Origin of the sequence: Pseudoalteromonas sp. G4, assembly GCF_028875915.1 — a bacterium.
Classification (GTDB): Bacteria; Pseudomonadota; Gammaproteobacteria; order Enterobacterales; family Alteromonadaceae; genus Pseudoalteromonas.
Genome location: NZ_JAPEHW010000082.1, coordinates 1 through 18,494 on the forward strand (window position 1 = coordinate 1; position 18,494 = coordinate 18,494).

The following is an 18,494-nucleotide window of genomic DNA, read 5'->3' on the forward strand; positions in this document are numbered from 1 at the left end:
CATTTAGCAATTCGTTTAGGGGTTTGTTCATTTTTAATTACTCATTTTATTAATTCAGTAATTAACTAGATTTAAGACATGCAAAATAGCGATGTTTATCGCACTAAATTTAAAAAGTACAAAAATAAAAGCGGATAGATTCGTCAATATACCCGCTTTTATAAATTATTAGCTCGTATTCATCGCTTTATCTCTTAATTAAAATAAAATCTGAGTGCACTCTTCGGATCTCAACACCCTTGGCAAACAATCCATTTTTCGAACAGCGCTGGCTTATAAGTTATGCGCGCACCAGTTGTTCGTCGCCTGTGCTTCGGTGAAGTTATCTTATGAAATGAATACGAATAGCTAAAATTTTGATTAAGCCGTTTTTTGCACCCAATGTTTTTTGTTATTGGGTGAGCGAATGATTTTATTTGCTTTGTTTAACGAGGTAATAGCGCGGCAAAACTCTGCTTTAGTTAACCCTAACTGCTTTTGCAATTTATCGTTTAGTGGCCTTGGTTGATTTAATGCCTCAAACACTAGCTCGACATGTGTTTTTGGCTGAATAGATACAACAGTATCGTCTTTTGTTTTTATGATGCTTGTCTTTGCGCCAAATAATGCACACTGAAACTCAAACGCATCAATTAGGCTTGTGTCATTCGTGTATAAACAAAACTCAACGTTTTTAACTTGAGGTTTTGGTATTGAGGCAAGAATACGCGATAAGTAAGCGATGATGTAAAAATCAGCTTGGTTAGACGAACTAGGGTAATCTGATAAGCACAAAAATAGTTGCTGTTCACACACGCGTTTGATGCTTTCAACTTTTGAGAAAACAAACACTTTATCAATAATTGTGGCGTTTACTTTTTCAAGTTCTTTTAAGCCAATATTTTCTGCATCAACAAAAATCATCTTCATCATAAAATCCTTTTACACATGTTGAATTTTGATTATTCAATACTTACAAGTAGCAGTCAAATTAACGGACTAGCAATATTCATTGCTAGTGACAACAAAAAAAGACTCGATATAAATCTTGCAATCACTGTGTGATGAAAATAGCCTCTCGGCTAATAGTTTCTTTGCGTTGCAACTCAACTATAAGCACTTTAACCACATGTCATTGCTGGGTTTTGCTACGCAAAGCAATGACTCTGCGTGCTACGCACTGGGCGTTTAAAGTGCTCGCGCTATCTACCGAGCTACGCTCTGTAGTACCCGCATTTCCGCCCGTTTTTAATTGTGGCTGTTTTTACAAAACGTTTAGCCACTATTAACGTGCTGCTTTCTAACGAAAGCCATGGTTCACTTACGAGTTTTACAAACTCTTTGCGAATTTTGCTGAAGGCAAAACGAAAATGCGGGTACTACAGACCAGCTGTAGATAGCGCGTTGGCTTCATTTGATTTGTCATGTTGACAAATCAAATTACGCGCTTGTTGGCATCATGCTGATGCGCTTTTTATTGCATTTTGCTTGCAGCAAACTGCGGTTTTGCTCTTTCAGAAGAGAGGAAGTTGGTGAGTTTTCAGAGTTTATATTTTTTAAATAGTTGATAATGAATAGATATTATTTTTCATTTAGATAAAAGCCTGAGCTTTTTTAAGCTCAGGCTTATTGACTTCTAATTTAAATCAAGTAACTCTAAGCAATGTCGTGATATTTGCCATTCTTCATTAGTTGGTACAACGAGTACTTTTGATCCTAATGGGTTTGTTGCAATTACGCCAGCGTTACCAAAACGCGCTGCAAGGTTGGCATCATGGTCAAGGTCAAAAGCAAAAAAACTAAGTAAATTAATTACTTTCTCACGTATAAGTGATGAGTTTTCACCAATGCCGCCAGTAAATGCAATGGCGTCTAATTGCCCCAGTGGCACAACGTATGAAGCGATATATTTTGCTAAGCGGTAACAAAACACGTCTAACGCAAGTTTTGCTTGAACATGATTTTGTTCTGCGGCTTCTTCAATTTCACGGCAATCGCTTGAAAGCTCACTTAAACCAAGTAATCCACTTTGTTTATTTAGCATTGCGTCAATTTGTGTATTTGAGTAGTTCAAAGTGGCAGATAAATAGTTATAAAGACCAGCGTCTAAATCACCAGAGCGCGTGCCCATCACTAAGCCCTCAAGTGGTGTCAAACCCATGCTGGTATCAACGCTTTTACCATTTTTAACTGCTGTTACAGAACAGCCATTGCCTAAATGGGCAGTGATAATCGCGCTCTGCTCAATTGGCTTGTTAATTAACTTAGCTGCTTCGTTTGCAACAAAAAAGTGGCTTGTACCGTGGAAACCATAGCGGCGCACACCGTGCTCTTTGTAAAGTGATAAAGGCAGGGCATAGAGATATGCTTGCTTTTCCATAGTTTGGTGAAACGCAGTATCAAACACAGCTACTTGCGGTAAATTTGCAAAGGCAGCTTGTGCAGCGCGAATACCCATTAAATTAGCAGGGTTATGAAGTGGCGCAAGGGCAACATTGTTCTCAATACCATTGATTACTGCATTGTCGATTATCACTGAGCCGGTAAATGCTTCACCGCCATGAACTACGCGGTGGCCAACAGCAATAAGGCTTTCATTTAAATGTTGTTGTTTAATTAAGTTAACAATTTCTGCGATTGCAGCGTCGTGTTGTGCCCCTTTTGCTAAGTCTATTTTGTGTTTTTCGCCGTTAAGTTTGTAGCTTAGCGATGCATTATCCAGTGATAAACATTCGGCAAGGCCTGTCAGGCTAGCGCTGCCAGAGGTTGCATCAATAATGGCGAATTTTAAACTTGAACTTCCACAATTTAGTACGAGCACATTGTGCGACATAGTTAATAGTTTCCTTAAACAGATTTTTCGGCAGTCATTTCAGACTATGGTATACTTGACTTTAATAGTTGCAATTTTACCCTAAAAATTACTTTTTCGTTAGGTAATTATAGAGGCTCAATGCAATTTCGAGGTGGTAATGCAAAAATCAATGTTAGCGCAAATTTCTGATGGGCATCATTACAGCAAAACTTGGCCGTTAGAGCCTAAGCTAGGTGCAGTTTTTCTTGAGTTCCGAGTAATTAAAGCAACAAACTTGGCGATTAAAATTGTACCGTTACTCGCTGTGTTAAGTATTTTTGTGCAAGTTAACTTTCTAACAACGGATTACTTACCGCAAGCGTTAACTTTTTCATTATTTTTACTCTCAATGCCAGTACAAGGCCTATATTGGCTTGGCAAGCGCGCGAACACCTTATTGCCACCACAAGAGGCTATTTGGTTTCGTGAGGTGTACGGTAAAATGACTGAACACGGAGTAGAACCTCCCGTGTCTATCACCAAGCCGCGTTATGGCGATTTGGCGTACCTACTTAAAGAAGTGTATGAAAAAATGGATAATGCTTTTAAGCGCGATCTTTTTTAAACACGTCCACATTTAAAAAAGTGTCGCATTTAAAGCGACACTTTTCGCTAGAGTTTTATGGTTAAGCTTTCACTTTTTTAAAGACACTGACATAAAATGATAAAGTCACCTTAAAGGGCACTTTCTGCGCAAGCGATTGCCAATGCTCTGGCCTAAATTTCCATGCAAACGGCGTCATTTTTATCAGCTCAGTTAATGCTTCAAGCTCAAGCTCTACCACCTCGGTATGTAAGTTGTGATTAACAAGCTCAAATCCAGTAGGTGTTTCTACGGCTTGGTGCGGATTAACTTCTTTATAAATAAGCGCTTTTAGCTCTGTTAGATGATTGTCACCTGGGCTTGCCACGATAAGTGTTCCATTGTCATTGGTTAGGCGTGCAAGTTCTTTATCAAAAAGAGGCGAAAAAACACTAGTGACAATATCAAACGCATTATTCTCGAATGGGGCATTTGATGATGAGGCAACACTGAAATGACAATCTTTGAAGCGTTTAGCCGCGTATTTTACAGCAGGCTTAGAAATATCAAGGCCATACGTTGATATTACATTATTACACTCATTAAACTTATGGGTGTAAAAGCCTTCGCCACAGCCAACATCTAACAAAGTATTTTCACCTGCCACTTCGCTTATTATTTGGCACATTGCTTCACGTAAAAAATCATAATAGCCGCGCGCTAAAAACTCGCGACGTGCGATTACCATGTCTTTATTATCACCGGGATCTTTGCTTTTTTTGTTTTGTACTGGAAGCAAATTAACATAGCCTTCTTTGGCTTTATCAAAGCTGTGGTTATTGCTGCATATTAGACGATGTGTGTCATTTGAAAGGGGCGTTTGGCAAAGTGGGCAAAAATAGATTTGTGACATTAGCATAGCAAAGCAGTAAATAATGGGGTGATTATAACCTTAAACCCTGCATAGATTCGAGATTTGCTGTCTTAAATAAGAGGCTTATTTTGCTAAATATTCGTTATCGTAAAAGGTTCTTACCCAATGTGGGCGGTAAATTATCAGTACCGTCATTGCCATGCCATTGATTGTGGCTTCTGGAAACCAGATTAAACTTGCTAAAAAGGTGTAGTTATCAAATAGGGTTTGCCAATCATAATGACCCGAAAAATAGTGGTAGCCAGTCATTAAACCAATATGAAAGATGGCGGTAAGACCTGCTCCTAAAAAGCTATTGATAAAAATATAAACAAATAAATGACGAGTAATATACTGATAGCACAGCAAAAATAGCGCATAACTAAATAAAATTGGCGCTAAGGAAGTAAGCAGGGCATAACTGCCGATTTGTTCAATCGGCACCAAACCAAGGCCCAATTGCAAGCTATGGCTAAGCGCTGCGGTAATTATCGCGAGGCGAGGGCCAAGGGTTAGCGTTACGCCAGTTAGTGCTAAAACATGAATATCAAGGCCGGGGTAAAGCCCAGCCTTTAAAGACCAAAACCCCACCAGCATTAAACTGATGGCAAGTACACTTCGCTGAACAACTTGATTGCTAAATAAAATACTACGTGTTTTTGCATCGAGCGATTTAATTAGCGCAATAGCAAATAACAGTAAACAGGTTAATTCAGCTAAATCAAATTCCACAAAGCGTACCTGAGGTTAAATATCGAATGACGCCCAAATTGGTGCATGATCCGATGGTTTTTCAATGCCACGTAGTTCATAATCAATATCTGACTCGACACACTTTTCAGCAAGCCCTTTGGTTGCCAGCACAACGTCAATACGCAGGCCGCGGTTATCGTCAAAGCCCTTCGAACGATAATCAAACCACGAATATTTTTCAGTGGCATCTGGGGTTAACGCTCTAAAGGTATCAACTAATCCCCAATCTAATAAACGCGCTAACCATTCACGCTCTTCTGGTTGGAATGAACATTTACCGGTTTTAAGCCAACGCTTCTTGTTTGGCTCACCAATACCAATATCTAAGTCAATTGGTGAGATATTAATATCACCCATTACGATAATCTGTTCATTTGGATCATGATCATCAAGGTATGTCATTAAGTCAGCATAAAATTGACGCTTATATGGGAATTTAGTTTCGTGGGCAATATTATCGCCTTGTGGAAAGTAGCCGTTTAAAATTTTAACTGGGTTGCCATGTTTATCCGCTACCGTTGCGATAATCATACGCTTTTGCGATTCATCGGTATCAGTTGGAAAGCCTTTTTCAATCGCGATTGGCGCTTGCTTTGTTAGAACCGCCACACCGTAGTGGGCTTTTTGACCATGAAATGCCACGTGATAACCCATTGCTTCAACATCTGCAACAGGAAACGCTTCATCATGCACTTTAATTTCTTGTAAGCCGATAACATCAGGTTGGTGCTTATCAATCACTGCTTGAAGTTGGTGTAAACGGGCACGTAAGCCGTTTATATTTAAACTGATTACTTTCATTGTTCACCTAAAAATATTTATGGGTGTTTAAATGCCTTTAGTCTAACAAAAAGAATAGCGGCACGTTAGCTTTTTACTCTTTCATAGTCAGCCGCATTTATTTAAATTAATATAAGGTAAACCAATTAGTTAGTTTGTTCTAAAAATGCTGCATATTATTCAATCAAACCGTATGGAAGCGCTTCAGCTTCACTTATCTCAGTCGTTACTACACAGTCCCAATCCCAGCATTTTTGACCAAGAGCAAGTGCTGGTGCAATCACCCGGTATGGCGCAGTGGTTAAAGGTTCTGATTGCCGAGCAGCATGGTGTTACTGGGCAAATTGATTATGTGCTGCCATCCAGTTATATCTGGCGTTTGTACCAAAATTTACTGCCCGATGTACCGGAAGATTCATCATTTAATAAAAATAATATGGCGTGGAAGCTGTTTAACATTTTGCCAAGTTGTTTAGAGCAAACTGAATTCTCTTTGTTAAAGCAGTATTTAATTGAGACTAAAACCGCACTTGATAGTGACACGCGTTTATTTGGATTATGTGAAAAAATTGCCGATGCATTTGACCAATATTTAATGTACCGCCCTCAGTGGTTAGAAAGTTGGCAACAAGGGAGTGACGAATTAGCGGATGTAGATATATCAATTGCACCTTGGCAGCCAATTCTTTGGCGTAAGTTAATTGAACACACTCAAATTTTGGGGCAAAACCCGTATCACCGAGCTAATTTACATCAAGAATTAATCAGTGCTCTTAGCACCAAGCCGGTTTCACTTAGCCATCAAAATTTATATATTTTTGGTCTCTCAGCAATACCAAGCCAACAACTTGAAGTATTTCAAGCATTGGCAGAGCACATTGATGTATATATTTATTTGTGCAACCCCAGTAAACATTATTGGGGTGATGTGGTTGATGAGAAAACTAAAGCAAAAATCATTGCCAATTATGAAGTAAAGCCAAATATCGATGCTGAGGGCGAAGATTACTATATCGTTGGTAATCCACTGTTAGCTTCATGGGGTAAGTTAGGGCGCGAATATTTAGAGCAATTAGTAGAACTAGATGCACAGTGGACTGATTTATATATTGAAAAGTTTGCAGATAATTTGCTCGGCAAATTACAACAAGAGATTTTTGAATTAGCCTTTAAAGGCGTGCCACTAGCCAGCGATCCAACCTGGTTTGTCTCAGATGAGGGAAAACTTTCGTTTAGCGAAAGCTCAGCGTTACCATCACTGATGTTTTCACGCTGTCATAATGCACTGCGTGAAGTTGAAGCCTTGCACGACCATTTACTTAATCTGTTCACTGAAAACCCAGAACTTACCCCGCGCGATATTATTGTGATGATGCCAGACTCTGGCCAATACAGCCCATATATTGAAGCGGTGTTTGGTAGTGCCAAAGACAATCGTTATATTCCGTTTGCGATATCTGATTTAGGTGTAGAACAAGAAAAACCGATTGTGAACAGCTTTATCAAGCTTGCCGATATAGGAGCATGCCGTTTTTATGTTTCAGATATTCTCGATTTACTGCAAGTTGACGAAATATCAGTAAAATTTGAGATTACCAGTGAAGAACTTACTCAAATTAGTTATTGGTTAGAGCAAGTAAATATTCGTTGGGGCATTGATGGCCAGCATAAAGGTGAGTTTAACCAACCTCAAATTGATATTAACAGCTGGCGCCAAGGACTTTCTCGTTTAGTGCTTGGCTTTGCCATGAAAGATGAAACCACCGAATTTAATACGCTTTATGCTGCAGATGAAGTGGAAGGCATGGCAGTGGAAACACTGGCAAAGCTAATTCACTTTTTTGACGCCTTAGAAGACACGCAAAGTGCACTTAAAGTGAATGGTAATTTAGCAGATAAAGTAGGGCAGCTACAGCAATTAGCAATGCGTTTTTATGCAACTGACGCCAGTCAAAATAACGATTTAAGCTTTATTCAAAAAGCGCTAGAAAAAATGCTTATGCATTTTGACAATGGCGATCACAGCGGTTTAGTGTCGCAAACCTTAATGGTACATATTTTAAAACAACAGCTAATGCAAAAAGGCGTTGGACAGCGCTTTTTTATGGGGCAAGTTAACTTTTGTACTTTAATGCCAATGCGTGCAGTACCGTTTAAAGTGGTATGCATTTTAGGGTTAAACGATGGTGATTATCCACGCAGTGTGCAGCCCCTTGGTTTTGATTTATTGCAACACAGTAAACCTCAAAAAGGCGACCGTTCGCGTAAAATGGACGACCGATATCTCTTCCTTGAAGCGCTACTAAGTGCGCGTGAGCATGTGTATTTAAGTTATATGGGCAATTCGTGCGTTGATAACTCTGAGCGTCTTCCGAGTGTGCTAGTGAGTGAGCTCACAGATTATTTATCTCGGGTATTTACCCATCCAGAAAATAAACTTATCGACTCGCTTACGGTAAATCATTACTTGCAGCCGTTTAACCCAGCGTATTACCAAGCATCATCAATGCAAAGTTACAACCCGATTTGGCTACCCAAAGCGCAATTAACGAGTACACATGTTGAGCCACTTGCGCCTGAATTAGACTCGAAAATTGACCTTGCGATGTTTATTCAGCAGTTGCTTGCGCCACAGCAATCATTTTATCGCTATACCATAGGCGCACGCTTAGGCGACTATCAATATAATAACCAAGATGATGAAACCTTTGTGCTAGATGGGCTAACACGTTATCGCTATTATCAAGAAATTATTGAACAAGATTACCTTGATAATACGCCAAACCTTGATGCCATTATTGCCAGAGGTGATTTACCCCAAGGTGCAGGGGCAGAGCTTGCTTTAGAAACAATGGTTACTGCAGTTACGCCACTGTTAACTGAACTTAAACGTCATCAGGTTATTACACAGCAAGCACAAAGTAATGAACTTATTCGTATTGATTTAGCATTTACGCAGTTACAGCTTAATGGCACATTAAAATCAGTATCCCTAGCCAATCAATACCTCTACAGGCCAACAGGGGCCTTGAAAGCGAAAGATAAAATAGCTGGGTATTTATATCACCTTGCAGGCTGTGCATCAGGTAATGTGAACACCACTTTATTTTTATCGTTAAATGGCTATTTAGAGTACCAACAATTAGCAGAAGACGAAGCTTATGCACTACTTGAAAAGTGGGTTGCGCTTTATACCCAAATCTTTACGCGTCCGTTACCGTTTTTCGCTAATGCTGGTTTTAGTTATTTACAAAAACGTGAGCTTGCCTCAGCTGAAGCTGTTTTCTCTGGTACGCCGTTTGTTGGCAGGAATGAGGTAAGCGACCCTTACATTTCACTTGATTTCACCACACTCGAGAGTGTGGCAGATGAATTTATCGCATTGACAGAAACCTACCTTGCACCAATCGATGCCATTATCACGGAGCATAAATATGCAAAAGCTTAATCCAATGGCGATGCCACTGTGTGGCGCGAACTTAATTGAAGCAAGTGCGGGTACAGGAAAAACTTACACCATTACCGCGCTTTATTTACGCTTGTTACTGGGTTTTAGCAAAGATGGTGAAAAACAAACGCCACTTAGCATCGAACAAATACTGGTTGTGACGTTTACTGAGGCCGCCACCGCTGAAATTAAAGACCGGGTACGCCAGCGCTTAATTACGCTGCGCGATAAACTGCTGGGTAAAGAAACAAAAGATGAGGTGGTTAATCAGCTGTTTGAATTGATTGACGATCACCACAATGCATTTTACCGCATTGATAGCGCAGTAAAATCACTCGATGATGCTGCGATATTTACCATTCACGGCTTTTGCCAACGCATGCTAAAGCAGCATGCGTTTGAATCGGGTATGGCGTTTAATTTGCAGTTTATTATGGATCAAAGTGAACTGCTTGAAACGGCGATTAAAGATTTTTGGCGCCAGTTTGTATTTCCGCTTAATAAACAAAGTTATGCCGCAGTCACCAACTGTTTTTCATCACCAGATGCGATTCTTAAAAACCTGTTTGGTTTACTCAGTCGTACAGGCATCGAAATTACGCCGCAATATAGCTTTGATGATGCGTTATTACTGCAAAGTCAGTTAGTTGAAAAAGCCAATAACTTAAAAGCCCAAGTGTTAGCAGAAGAATTTATAGGTTTTATTGAGAATACGCCATTTAAAAAGTCTAAACCAATTGCCAGCAGTAAAAACTTAGGCTTATTAAAGGATTATTGTGAGAGTGATGAGGTTATCTTTGTCGGCGCTTCAAATCGTTCGTTTGAAATATGGGGTGAGCAAGCATTTGCCGATAAAGGCAATTATTTAAAAGATAAATCACCTGTAACTCATTCGCTTGCAGCACAGTTTGATGAATTAAGCGTACTTAAAGAAAAAGCCGAGGCTGCACTGCCAGTGTCTATTTTAATAAGTGCTTATCATTATTTAGTTGATTGGCTTTTAAGCGAAAAGCAAAAGCATCAGTTGATTAACCCCGATGATTTATTAAAGAACTTAAGCCAAGCGCTTGAAAGTAACACCAGCGGCGAACTTGCCAATGCTATTTTAGCGCAGTACCCAGTGGCATTAATTGATGAGTTCCAAGATACCGACCCAATTCAATACGGTATTTTCGCCAATATTTATTTGCGCAATAGCAACGTATCAGACAAAGACAATGCTCTGATTATGATTGGCGACCCGAAACAAGCCATTTATGGCTTTCGTGGTGCCGATATATTTACCTACATTGATGCAAAGCACCAAGTACCTATTGATAGTCATTATACGCTTGATACCAACTATCGTTCTTCCAAGCAGATTGTGGATGGTGTTAACAGTATTTTCTCGCTGAAAGACGATAGCTTTATTTTCAATAAAGACATTCCTTTTGCCAAAGTAAATGCCTTTGGCAAAAGTGAAGAAGACGGTCTATTTGTTGATGGTAAAGGCAAATCGGGCATTCATTTTTGTGTGCTTGATGAACTGGATGACACCATTGCCAAAGGCACAGGTGATGGCCAACTGGCCGCCATTTGCGCAGCCCAAATTTCATCGTTATTGATTGCAGGAAAAGGTAAACGCGCTGTAATCGAACAAGTGCCACTTAAAGCGAGTGATATTGCGGTATTGGTGCGTGATAGAAACCAAGCGAATATGATTAAAACGGCGCTGCAAAAACTTGGTGTTGCTAGCGTATTTCTCTCTCGTGATAGTGTGTTTGAAACGCCGTTAGCAAGCCATCTTTTGACGTTTTTATCTGCGTTACTTGCACCCTACAATGAGGCAACTTTTCGTGGCGTGTTAGTTGGGCCGCTTTTTGCGCTCAACTATGCAGATGTGCATCAACTTACGCAAAATACCAAAGCTTGGGAAGACACTTTAGATACCTTTGCCGCGCTTAAATTATTGTTACTGCAAAAAGGCGTAATGGCGGTTATTGAGTCGCTGGTTGAGCAAAACGCACTGCCGAGCCGCTGGCAACAAAAAGGTTGGGATGTAGCGCGATTACTCACTGATATTCGTCACTTAGGTGAGTTACTGCAGCAAAAACAACTGTCACTGAATAGCTATCATCGATTATTACATTGGCTGCATGATCAAATTACTAAATTTGCCGCAGAAGGGTCGCAACTTCGTTTAGAAACCGATCTGCAATTGGTAAATATCGTGACGATGCATGGCTCGAAGGGCCTTGAATACCCCGTAGTTTATATGCCGTTTGCCGCTAGTTTTAGAGAAAACAGCGAAGCGGTATACCATGATGAAAACGGCAAACTTATTTACGATTTAAACCCATCGGATGACGCTAAAGCTATTGCCAATAAAGAGAGCCTTGCTGAAGATTTGCGTTTGCTCTACGTAGCACTTACACGGGCTGTACACTACTTGGTGGTTGGGCTTTATAACTGCAAAGACGGGCGCAGTAAAAAAACTGGCATTAGCAAAACGCCGCTTGGCCATTTGTTGTTTGATAAAGATGATATCGATACCGGCCATGATTGGTATGCACAACTCAGCACTTTTTGTGCTGGGCATACTGGGCTAACCGCAAGCTGTTACTCTTTACCTGAAGCCGCTGAAATTTATACATCAGACAGCAGCGCAAACACTGAGTGCATAGTAAAACAAAAAGAGCAAGCTGTGCCTAATCAATGGCGATTAAGCAGCTTTTCATCGCTAACAAAAGTAAGTCATGGCGATAGCGAAGCGTTTGACTATAAACAAGGTGCTAATGATGAAATGCATCTGCTTGATTGGCAAACAGCAGCTGTTAATCAATTACAAAGCGAATTTAGTTTCCCTAAGGGTGCAAATGCGGGTAGTTGCTTACATGCCATTATGGAAGAAATTGATTTTAATGCACCAAACACACCTGTTTATCAACAAAAGTTGCCGCTCAGTGAGGTGGTTGAAAAACAACTCTTGGCTTACCAAATAGAAAGTGAATGGCAAAGTGTGGTTGAAAATTGGATACAGCAATTACTAACAAAGCCATTAGCGCCACTTACTGTAGCAATGAGTGATTTAAATATGGCGCAGTGTTTAATTGAAATGGAATTTATGCTGCCGGCAAATGCGCTTGTCACCCGCAAACTAAACGATATTTTATTAACGCAAAGTCGTGACCATTTTACGCCACTTAGCAATGCCACCATTAGTGGCATGTTAAAGGGCTTTATCGATTTAATTTTCTGTTATGACGGGCGTTATTATGTTCTTGATTATAAGTCGAATTACTTAGGTGAGAGTGGGGATGATTACAGCCAAGATAATATGGAAAGTGTCATGAGCTCTCACCATTACCATTTGCAATATTTATTGTATACCGTTGCACTGCACCGTTTATTAAAAAGCCGTATTCGTAATTATGATATTCATACCCATTTGGGCGGCAGCTTTTATTTGTTTATGCGTGGTATGCCATCAGGGCATGGCATTTATTATAAAGAGCCCAGTATAGAGCAAGTATTGGCACTCGATAGTTTATTCGATAAGGGGACATTTAATGCGTAAGTTACTTATTGAACATGACAAAATCGATGCGTTTGATATTCAACTTGCTGAAATTTTAGTAGCAGAATCAGATTCACCCGTATTTTATATGGTGTTGTTATTAAGCCGTGCAGTGCGTTCGCAACATTCGTGTTTACCGCTTACTAGCATTGATAGAGATGATCCATTTCATTTAGCATTAACAAGCCATGGTAAAAAAGAATCGCCTTTTACCGCACAAGATGATTTTGCAGCACTGCTAACATCACATATTGCGGTAGGTAATGACAAGCCACTGCGTTTATATAACGACAACCTTTATTTTGCCCGCTATGACGATTATGAAAAGGTGTTTGTTAACGCTATTACAGCACGTAACGCATTAGAGCCTAATTTAGATAATGAGCAACTAAAAAACCTGCTAACAAACTATTTTGAACCAACTAACGACATAGATTGGCAAAAAGTGGCGTGTGCGGTTGCTTGTCTTAAGCGCTTTTGTATTATTTCAGGCGGGCCTGGTACCGGAAAAACCACCACAGTGACAAAGTTATTGGCAATTTTGCAATCGCTTTACTGTAAAGTGCCCCTAAAAGTACAACTTGTTGCACCTACTGGTAAAGCCGCTGCTAGATTAAGCGAGTCGATTGCTAATGCAAAACAGTTTTTGAATATTGATTCGCAAATTGCAAAGCATATTCCTGATACAGCGCAAACGCTGCACCGTTTATTGGGGGTGATCCATTTATCCAATAAATTTCGTCATAACCAACAAAACCCATTAGATGTCGATTTAGTTATCTTAGATGAAGCATCTATGGTTGATTTAGCCATGTTAGCCAAGTTGTTTGATGCCTTGCCTAAGCATGCACGCGTGATCTTATTAGGTGATAAAGATCAATTGTCATCGGTTGATACTGGTAATGTGTTGTCGGACTTATGTAAACCGTTGATGTTAGGTAAAGATCATTCTTACACTGGGCAAACTGCAAAACAACTTGCACAGTTATTAGGTAAACCTATTAGTGCAACACAACAAAATGACTATTTATTAAATGATAATTTAGCTTTTTTGCAGGTGAGTCATCGCTTTAAATCAGACAGTGGTATTGGGCGATTGGCAAAAGCGGTAAACAGCAATGATATTAATGCGCTACATCAGGTTTATTCAGATAATTTTAGTGACTTAACGTTTAGCTCATTAGAGACTGATTTCAAAGTATTTGTTGAACGGGCTGCAAGTAAGTATGAAGCGTATTTATCTGCAATAAAACAAGGCGCATCAATTAGTGAAATTCACAGTGCATTTGCCAACTATCAAGTACTTTGTGCAACGCGCGTTGGGCCTTATGGCACCAATGAACTAAATACTAAAATTGAAAAAGAGTTAAGTAACAGCAACTTGATCCAGCGCAGTGGTGCTTTTTATATTGGTATGCCAATTATGGTGAGCGAAAACAATTACCAGTTGAATCTGTTTAACGGGGATATTGGCATTATTATCAAAGATGAAAACGACCGTTTAATGGCAAGCTTTATTGATGATCAAGGAGCGGAAAGGGTGATTTCTACGACCCGTTTACCTCAGTTTGATACTGTTTATGCGATGACCATACATAAATCGCAAGGGTCTGAATTTAAAGATGTTGCCATGGTATTGCCAGCAAACTCTCCAGTCGTTAATCGTCAGTTGGTATACACAGGTATTACCCGCGCGAAAACTTCGTTTGAATTAATATCGCTTGCTGGTGGTTTAGAAAGGGCAATGGCAAAAACCGTATCACGTTATTCAGGGTTATTTGAACGATTTCAACAAACTCGCTTATAGCGCTCAATATTTAGACAGTTTGGCCGATGGTTAAAATAGGACGCAGTTAATATCAACCTAATGAAGGTTTATTACGTATTAATAAGGTAATCATGGTTGGTATTAATGTAACGTTAGGGATCACAATAAGTAAAATTGTCACCAAAACTTGGTCGCATTTATGCATGCATTAACGTGAGATGCCAAAGGTGGCAAAACTGATAGGGCCAAACCCAATTGATGAGGATCCTATTATGATTAGTCGAGAATATTGTAAAGCATTAGAGTTAAAAGTATTTAAAACCTCTAAACAGGTTAGAAGCTTAAAAGGTCAGCTATTCTTTTTTAGATTGCTTAGTGTTGTGTTTATGATGTTGTTTATTATTGGCAACATTCATTGATGTTATCGTGTCATTTTCTTAACGAACACAACCACGAAAAGCGCTAACGAAAAACTGCCGCAAAAGGCTTCGACTGCGGCAATTAAGCGCGAATATCCAAGCGGTGTTATGTCGCCATAGCCAAGGGTAGTAAAGGTGACAACGGAAAAGTATAAGCTGTTACCAAGTGCCATTAAGTTGTCTTTTAAACTGTGTGCTGGGTTAAATTGTAAGGTTTGTTCGTTATAGCTCACGCCAAACGCAAAGTAGCAAAGAGCACAGATCAAAATTAACATCATTGAAAAGAAAATCACATTAACAGGGCGCTCACCGTAGCCACATAACACATCAAAAAATTTAGATGCCATACGATGACGAGACCATTTAGGGTATTGATGGCGGCGCATTATCAACACTTTGTGATTGAACTTGCCTGATACTTCTAAAAGCCCCTGATTTTCAGCGGCGTTTCTTAAATCTCGATAAATTTCTTCAGATTGCTCAAAATAGTCGAGCGCTTTATCACTGTCATTTTGCTTTTCAGCTTTGCGAGCAAGGTCTTCTTGTAGCAGGGTGTGCCCAAGTTTCATATTATCGATGCGCGCACCAATTAATTTTACGCCAAGTAGGTTAGTTCCTTCGAGCTTGGCACAGTGTAAATTAGCGTCCCGTAAGTCAGCTTTCATAAGCGATGCATTGCGAATACAGGTATTATAAAGATGTGCATTTTGCATATTGGCGCGATAAAAATTGCTGTAGGATAAATTGAAATGTTCACCTTGGTGATTTACTAGATTTAAACCAGTGAGATCTGCGCGTTTGAGTTGCAGCCCTTTTAATAAACCACCACGTTGGGCGTAGCGCTCAAGTTTTTCGGTAAGTGCTAAACCGCTTTTATCATATTTTTGGTCATGCCAAAAACAGTAACCGCCACCCATATCCAATTCACAACATTGTTCATTTTCAGGAGAAACATACTGGCATTTAGGTGCATGACTCATAGGCAATATTTAGCTGGCTTGCAATATTGTAAGCCTAGCACTTGAATCTTATTTTGCTAACTTTCTTGGTAATAGAGTTTGGCTAACTTATTGTATTCAAACTTAAGATCTTCGAGACGTTTGGCGTGCTGTGGCGGCAATGCCATACCATCAACCAGAACAAAGTTGCTTTGGCATTTCTCTAAAATAACATCGGCAGCTTGGCTTGCGCGTGGCAGTAATTGCAGTAATGCTTGTAATAAGTTTAGTGCGCTACCGGTATTCATAGGAGCATGTTTGAGCGCCATTTCAAATTGTACAATAGCGTCTTGAAAGTTACCTTGCTTATAAAGCTCAATACCTTTTGAATTATGCTGCTGAAACTCTGATTGTTTAGATGCTAAGTCATCATTACGACTATGTAATTGGGCTAATACTTGGCTATTACTTTGTTTGGACGATTGGTATTTTTCAAGTTGCGCATTGGCATCATCAAATTCGCCTAAATCGAATAACGTCATAATTGAATCAGGCAAAATGGAATGGCTTAACGATTGCTCTGCAGTAAGCGGTGCAATGATTTTCTTGGCAGTTAAATATTCTCCTTCACTGACACTCAAACGTGCTTCACAAAAGGTATTAAACTCATTAAAAAGAATGGGCTCCTCAACAACCGTTGGGTCACTTTGTGCTTGACGAAGAGAGCTTTTAATTTGCGATGTAAGCTCTGATTTCTCATGTTTAGAGTTTGCATTATTGAGTTGGCTAAACATGGCACGAATATAATTAAATTGGTAATCAATATGTGCAAACGCAGTGCCTTTTGACATTGCAAGTAACGTATTTTGCGCTTTGACAAGCGCATCAAGATCATTATTTGCTTGGGCAATTTCTGCAAAAGTGCGTTGCCTAGCAAAAGAGTGTGGCGAAATACTACAGCTTTGCTCTATTAAAAACAGAGACTCTTTCCCTTGGTTAAGTTGATTAAGGCAAAGGGCTTTTATATCTAACGCATCAATATTAAATCGATTTTGGCCTAACAACTCATCGCATATTCGAATGGCTTGATCATACTTAGTTAAATATAGACAGGCCTGCGCTAGGTAGGTCAGTGCCCATGTTGGCCTTGCACTTTCGAGCACTGAATTAAGTAGATCAAATGCTTTTTGGTTTTCGCCTAAATCAAAATAAACTTGGCAAGCACGCTTAAAGCAAAATTGCGCATTGCGAGCACCTTTTTTTGAAATTTCAAGGTATTGCTCAGCAGCGAGTGCGAGTTGGCCGTCTTCGATCGCTTGATTGGCGTGATAAAATAACTTCTTTTTCGCAGAGAGTTTATTTAGACGTGTTTTTAACATACCACTTGAGAATGGTTTGATTAGATAATCATCAGGTTCTATTTCGAGTACAGATAATACAACTGAGCGTGTGCTTTCACCTGTGACTAAAATGGATATGCTGTGGCGCGAGAGTTTATTTAAGTATTTTAATTCTTCAAGAAACTGTTTACCGTTTCTACCTTGCCCAAGGTTATAATCAATAAATACAATATCTACCGAATCTTTTTCGATTTTGTTAAGCGCAGCTTCACCCGAATCGTAAAATGAAATATTGTTAGCACCGAGTTGTACCAGCATACCTTTAAGTAGTTTTTGGAACGACTTTTGGTCATCAATAATAAGAATGCTCTTATCTTTTAAAGAATTTTCGCTGATTTGGCTCATTTATATACGTATTAGCGCAAGATACTTATAACTATAGCAAGTTAACCACAATAGAAAAAAATGTCGATCAAATATCAGTTAAAACGCAGTATAAAACGCAAAACCTTGGCAATAAAAATTAAGGAAAATCAAGTATTAGTATACGCACCAAATTACCTTGCGCTTAATGTGATTGAACAATGGCTTACTAGCAAACAAGATTGGATTGAAAAGCACCTTGCTAATCAGCAAAAAAGTCCGCTAGCCAAATCAGTTTTAGAGCTAGAGTGTGTAACATTCATGGGTAAGACTTATTCACTCGTTTATGAATCAGATTCTGTTCAATCCAAAGTAACGCTGGATGGTGACGTACTTCGCATTAACACTTCTAAACGTGTTAAACATATTGAAGAGAAACAACTTAGTTTATTAATGCAATTTGCTGCTCAGCAACTTACAAGCTACTGCGAAGAAAAAGCAGCTGATATGGCTAATAAATTGAAAGTGAGCTTCCAAATGGTGAGTGTAAAACATATTAAAAGCCGCTGGGGGTCATGTGATACAAAAGGGCGTTTGCAATTTAATTTGCAATTAGCGAGTGCACCACTTTGGGTGATTAATTATGTAATTGCTCATGAAGTTGCGCATTTGCAGGTGATGGATCATAGCCATCGCTTTTGGCAAGTAGTTAAAATGCTTTATCCAGAACACAAAAAGGCTGAAAGTTGGCTAAAAGAAAATGGATTTAAGTTAGATATATTTAAGGTATCAAACTTCAGAAAGAAAGTGGTGGAGGGGGACGGATTCGAACCATCGAAGGCAATGCCGTCAGATTTACA

12 protein-coding genes are annotated in these 18,494 nt (G+C 39.4%); 5 read left to right on the forward strand and 7 right to left on the reverse strand.

Annotated elements, in window-relative coordinates; all coding sequences use genetic code 11:
* Positions 1-360 precede the first annotated feature (360 nt).
* Positions 361-912 (reverse strand): hypothetical protein, encoded by a 552-nt coding sequence (locus ON073_RS17395; RefSeq protein WP_274763147.1) that lies wholly within the window; start codon positions 910-912, stop codon positions 361-363.
* A gap of 703 nt (positions 913-1,615) precedes the next feature.
* On the reverse strand, positions 1,616-2,812 hold the full coding sequence (locus tag ON073_RS17400; RefSeq protein WP_274763148.1) for an acetate kinase: 1,197 nt from the start codon (positions 2,810-2,812) through the stop codon (positions 1,616-1,618).
* Between the two features lie 139 nt (positions 2,813-2,951).
* Between ON073_RS17400 and yfbV the strand changes: the two genes are divergently transcribed.
* Positions 2,952-3,398 carry a terminus macrodomain insulation protein YfbV gene (yfbV, locus tag ON073_RS17405; RefSeq protein ID WP_274763149.1) on the forward strand — a complete coding sequence of 149 codons (447 nt, stop codon included), beginning with the start codon at positions 2,952-2,954 and terminating at the stop codon, positions 3,396-3,398.
* Positions 3,399-3,459: 61 nt separating this feature from the next.
* Here the strand turns inward: yfbV and rlmA are convergent, their stop codons facing one another.
* The 3 genes from rlmA to xthA form a co-directional block, all read right to left on the reverse strand.
* The gene (gene rlmA, locus ON073_RS17410) at positions 3,460-4,269 is read right to left on the reverse strand and encodes a 23S rRNA (guanine(745)-N(1))-methyltransferase (RefSeq protein ID WP_274763150.1); all 810 of its coding nucleotides are present in this window, start codon (positions 4,267-4,269) and stop codon (positions 3,460-3,462) included.
* Positions 4,270-4,353: 84 nt separating this feature from the next.
* Positions 4,354-5,001, reverse strand: coding sequence for a hypothetical protein (locus ON073_RS17415; protein ID WP_274763151.1), 648 nt, complete (start codon positions 4,999-5,001; stop codon positions 4,354-4,356).
* A gap of 15 nt (positions 5,002-5,016) precedes the next feature.
* Positions 5,017-5,823, reverse strand: coding sequence for an exodeoxyribonuclease III (xthA, locus tag ON073_RS17420; protein ID WP_274763152.1), 807 nt, complete (start codon positions 5,821-5,823; stop codon positions 5,017-5,019).
* Between the two features lie 145 nt (positions 5,824-5,968).
* Between xthA and recC the strand changes: the two genes are divergently transcribed.
* From recC to recD, 3 genes are read left to right on the forward strand one after another with little or no spacing between them, the layout of a single operon-like run.
* The gene (gene recC, locus ON073_RS17425; protein WP_274763153.1) at positions 5,969-9,250 is read left to right on the forward strand and encodes an exodeoxyribonuclease V subunit gamma; all 3,282 of its coding nucleotides are present in this window, start codon (positions 5,969-5,971) and stop codon (positions 9,248-9,250) included.
* The gene (recB, locus tag ON073_RS17430; RefSeq protein ID WP_274763154.1) at positions 9,237-12,806 is read left to right on the forward strand and encodes an exodeoxyribonuclease V subunit beta; all 3,570 of its coding nucleotides are present in this window, start codon (positions 9,237-9,239) and stop codon (positions 12,804-12,806) included. The genes recC and recB overlap by 14 nt, the downstream gene beginning before the upstream one ends.
* Positions 12,799-14,613 (forward strand): exodeoxyribonuclease V subunit alpha, encoded by a 1,815-nt coding sequence (gene recD / locus ON073_RS17435; protein ID WP_274763155.1) that lies wholly within the window; start codon positions 12,799-12,801, stop codon positions 14,611-14,613. Before recB ends, recD begins: the two co-directional genes overlap by 8 nt.
* A gap of 382 nt (positions 14,614-14,995) precedes the next feature.
* On the opposite strand, the gene ON073_RS17440 is transcribed toward recD, so the two are convergent.
* Together ON073_RS17440 and ON073_RS17445 are read right to left on the reverse strand one after the other, a co-directional pair.
* On the reverse strand, positions 14,996-15,973 hold the full coding sequence (locus ON073_RS17440; protein WP_274763156.1) for a pentapeptide repeat-containing protein: 978 nt from the start codon (positions 15,971-15,973) through the stop codon (positions 14,996-14,998).
* A 56-nt stretch (positions 15,974-16,029) separates the two neighbouring features.
* On the reverse strand, positions 16,030-17,676 hold the full coding sequence (locus tag ON073_RS17445) for a response regulator (RefSeq protein WP_274763157.1): 1,647 nt from the start codon (positions 17,674-17,676) through the stop codon (positions 16,030-16,032).
* Between the two features lie 60 nt (positions 17,677-17,736).
* Between ON073_RS17445 and ON073_RS17450 the strand changes: the two genes are divergently transcribed.
* Positions 17,737-18,494, forward strand: a 758-nt coding sequence (locus ON073_RS17450; RefSeq protein ID WP_274763158.1) for a M48 family metallopeptidase, incomplete at its 3' end; no start/stop codon positions are given.

Bases quoted from the DNA above. Each gene is read 5' to 3' on its own strand.
- ON073_RS17400 (WP_274763148.1), bottom strand. From the start codon at position 2,812: ATGTCGCACAATGTGCTCGTACTAAATTGTGGAAGTTCAAGTTTAAAA.
- ON073_RS17395 (WP_274763147.1), bottom strand. From the start codon at position 912: ATGATGAAGATGATTTTTGTTGATGCAGAAAATATTGGCTTAAAAGAA.
- recB (WP_274763154.1), top strand. From the start codon at position 9,237: ATGCAAAAGCTTAATCCAATGGCGATGCCACTGTGTGGCGCGAACTTA.
- yfbV (WP_274763149.1), top strand. From the start codon at position 2,952: ATGCAAAAATCAATGTTAGCGCAAATTTCTGATGGGCATCATTACAGC.
- xthA (WP_274763152.1), bottom strand. From the start codon at position 5,823: ATGAAAGTAATCAGTTTAAATATAAACGGCTTACGTGCCCGTTTACAC.
- recC (WP_274763153.1), top strand. From the start codon at position 5,969: ATGCTGCATATTATTCAATCAAACCGTATGGAAGCGCTTCAGCTTCAC.
- ON073_RS17440 (WP_274763156.1), bottom strand. From the start codon at position 15,973: ATGAGTCATGCACCTAAATGCCAGTATGTTTCTCCTGAAAATGAACAA.
- ON073_RS17445 (WP_274763157.1), bottom strand. From the start codon at position 17,676: ATGAGCCAAATCAGCGAAAATTCTTTAAAAGATAAGAGCATTCTTATT.
- recD (WP_274763155.1), top strand. From the start codon at position 12,799: ATGCGTAAGTTACTTATTGAACATGACAAAATCGATGCGTTTGATATT.
- rlmA (WP_274763150.1), bottom strand. From the start codon at position 4,269: ATGTCACAAATCTATTTTTGCCCACTTTGCCAAACGCCCCTTTCAAAT.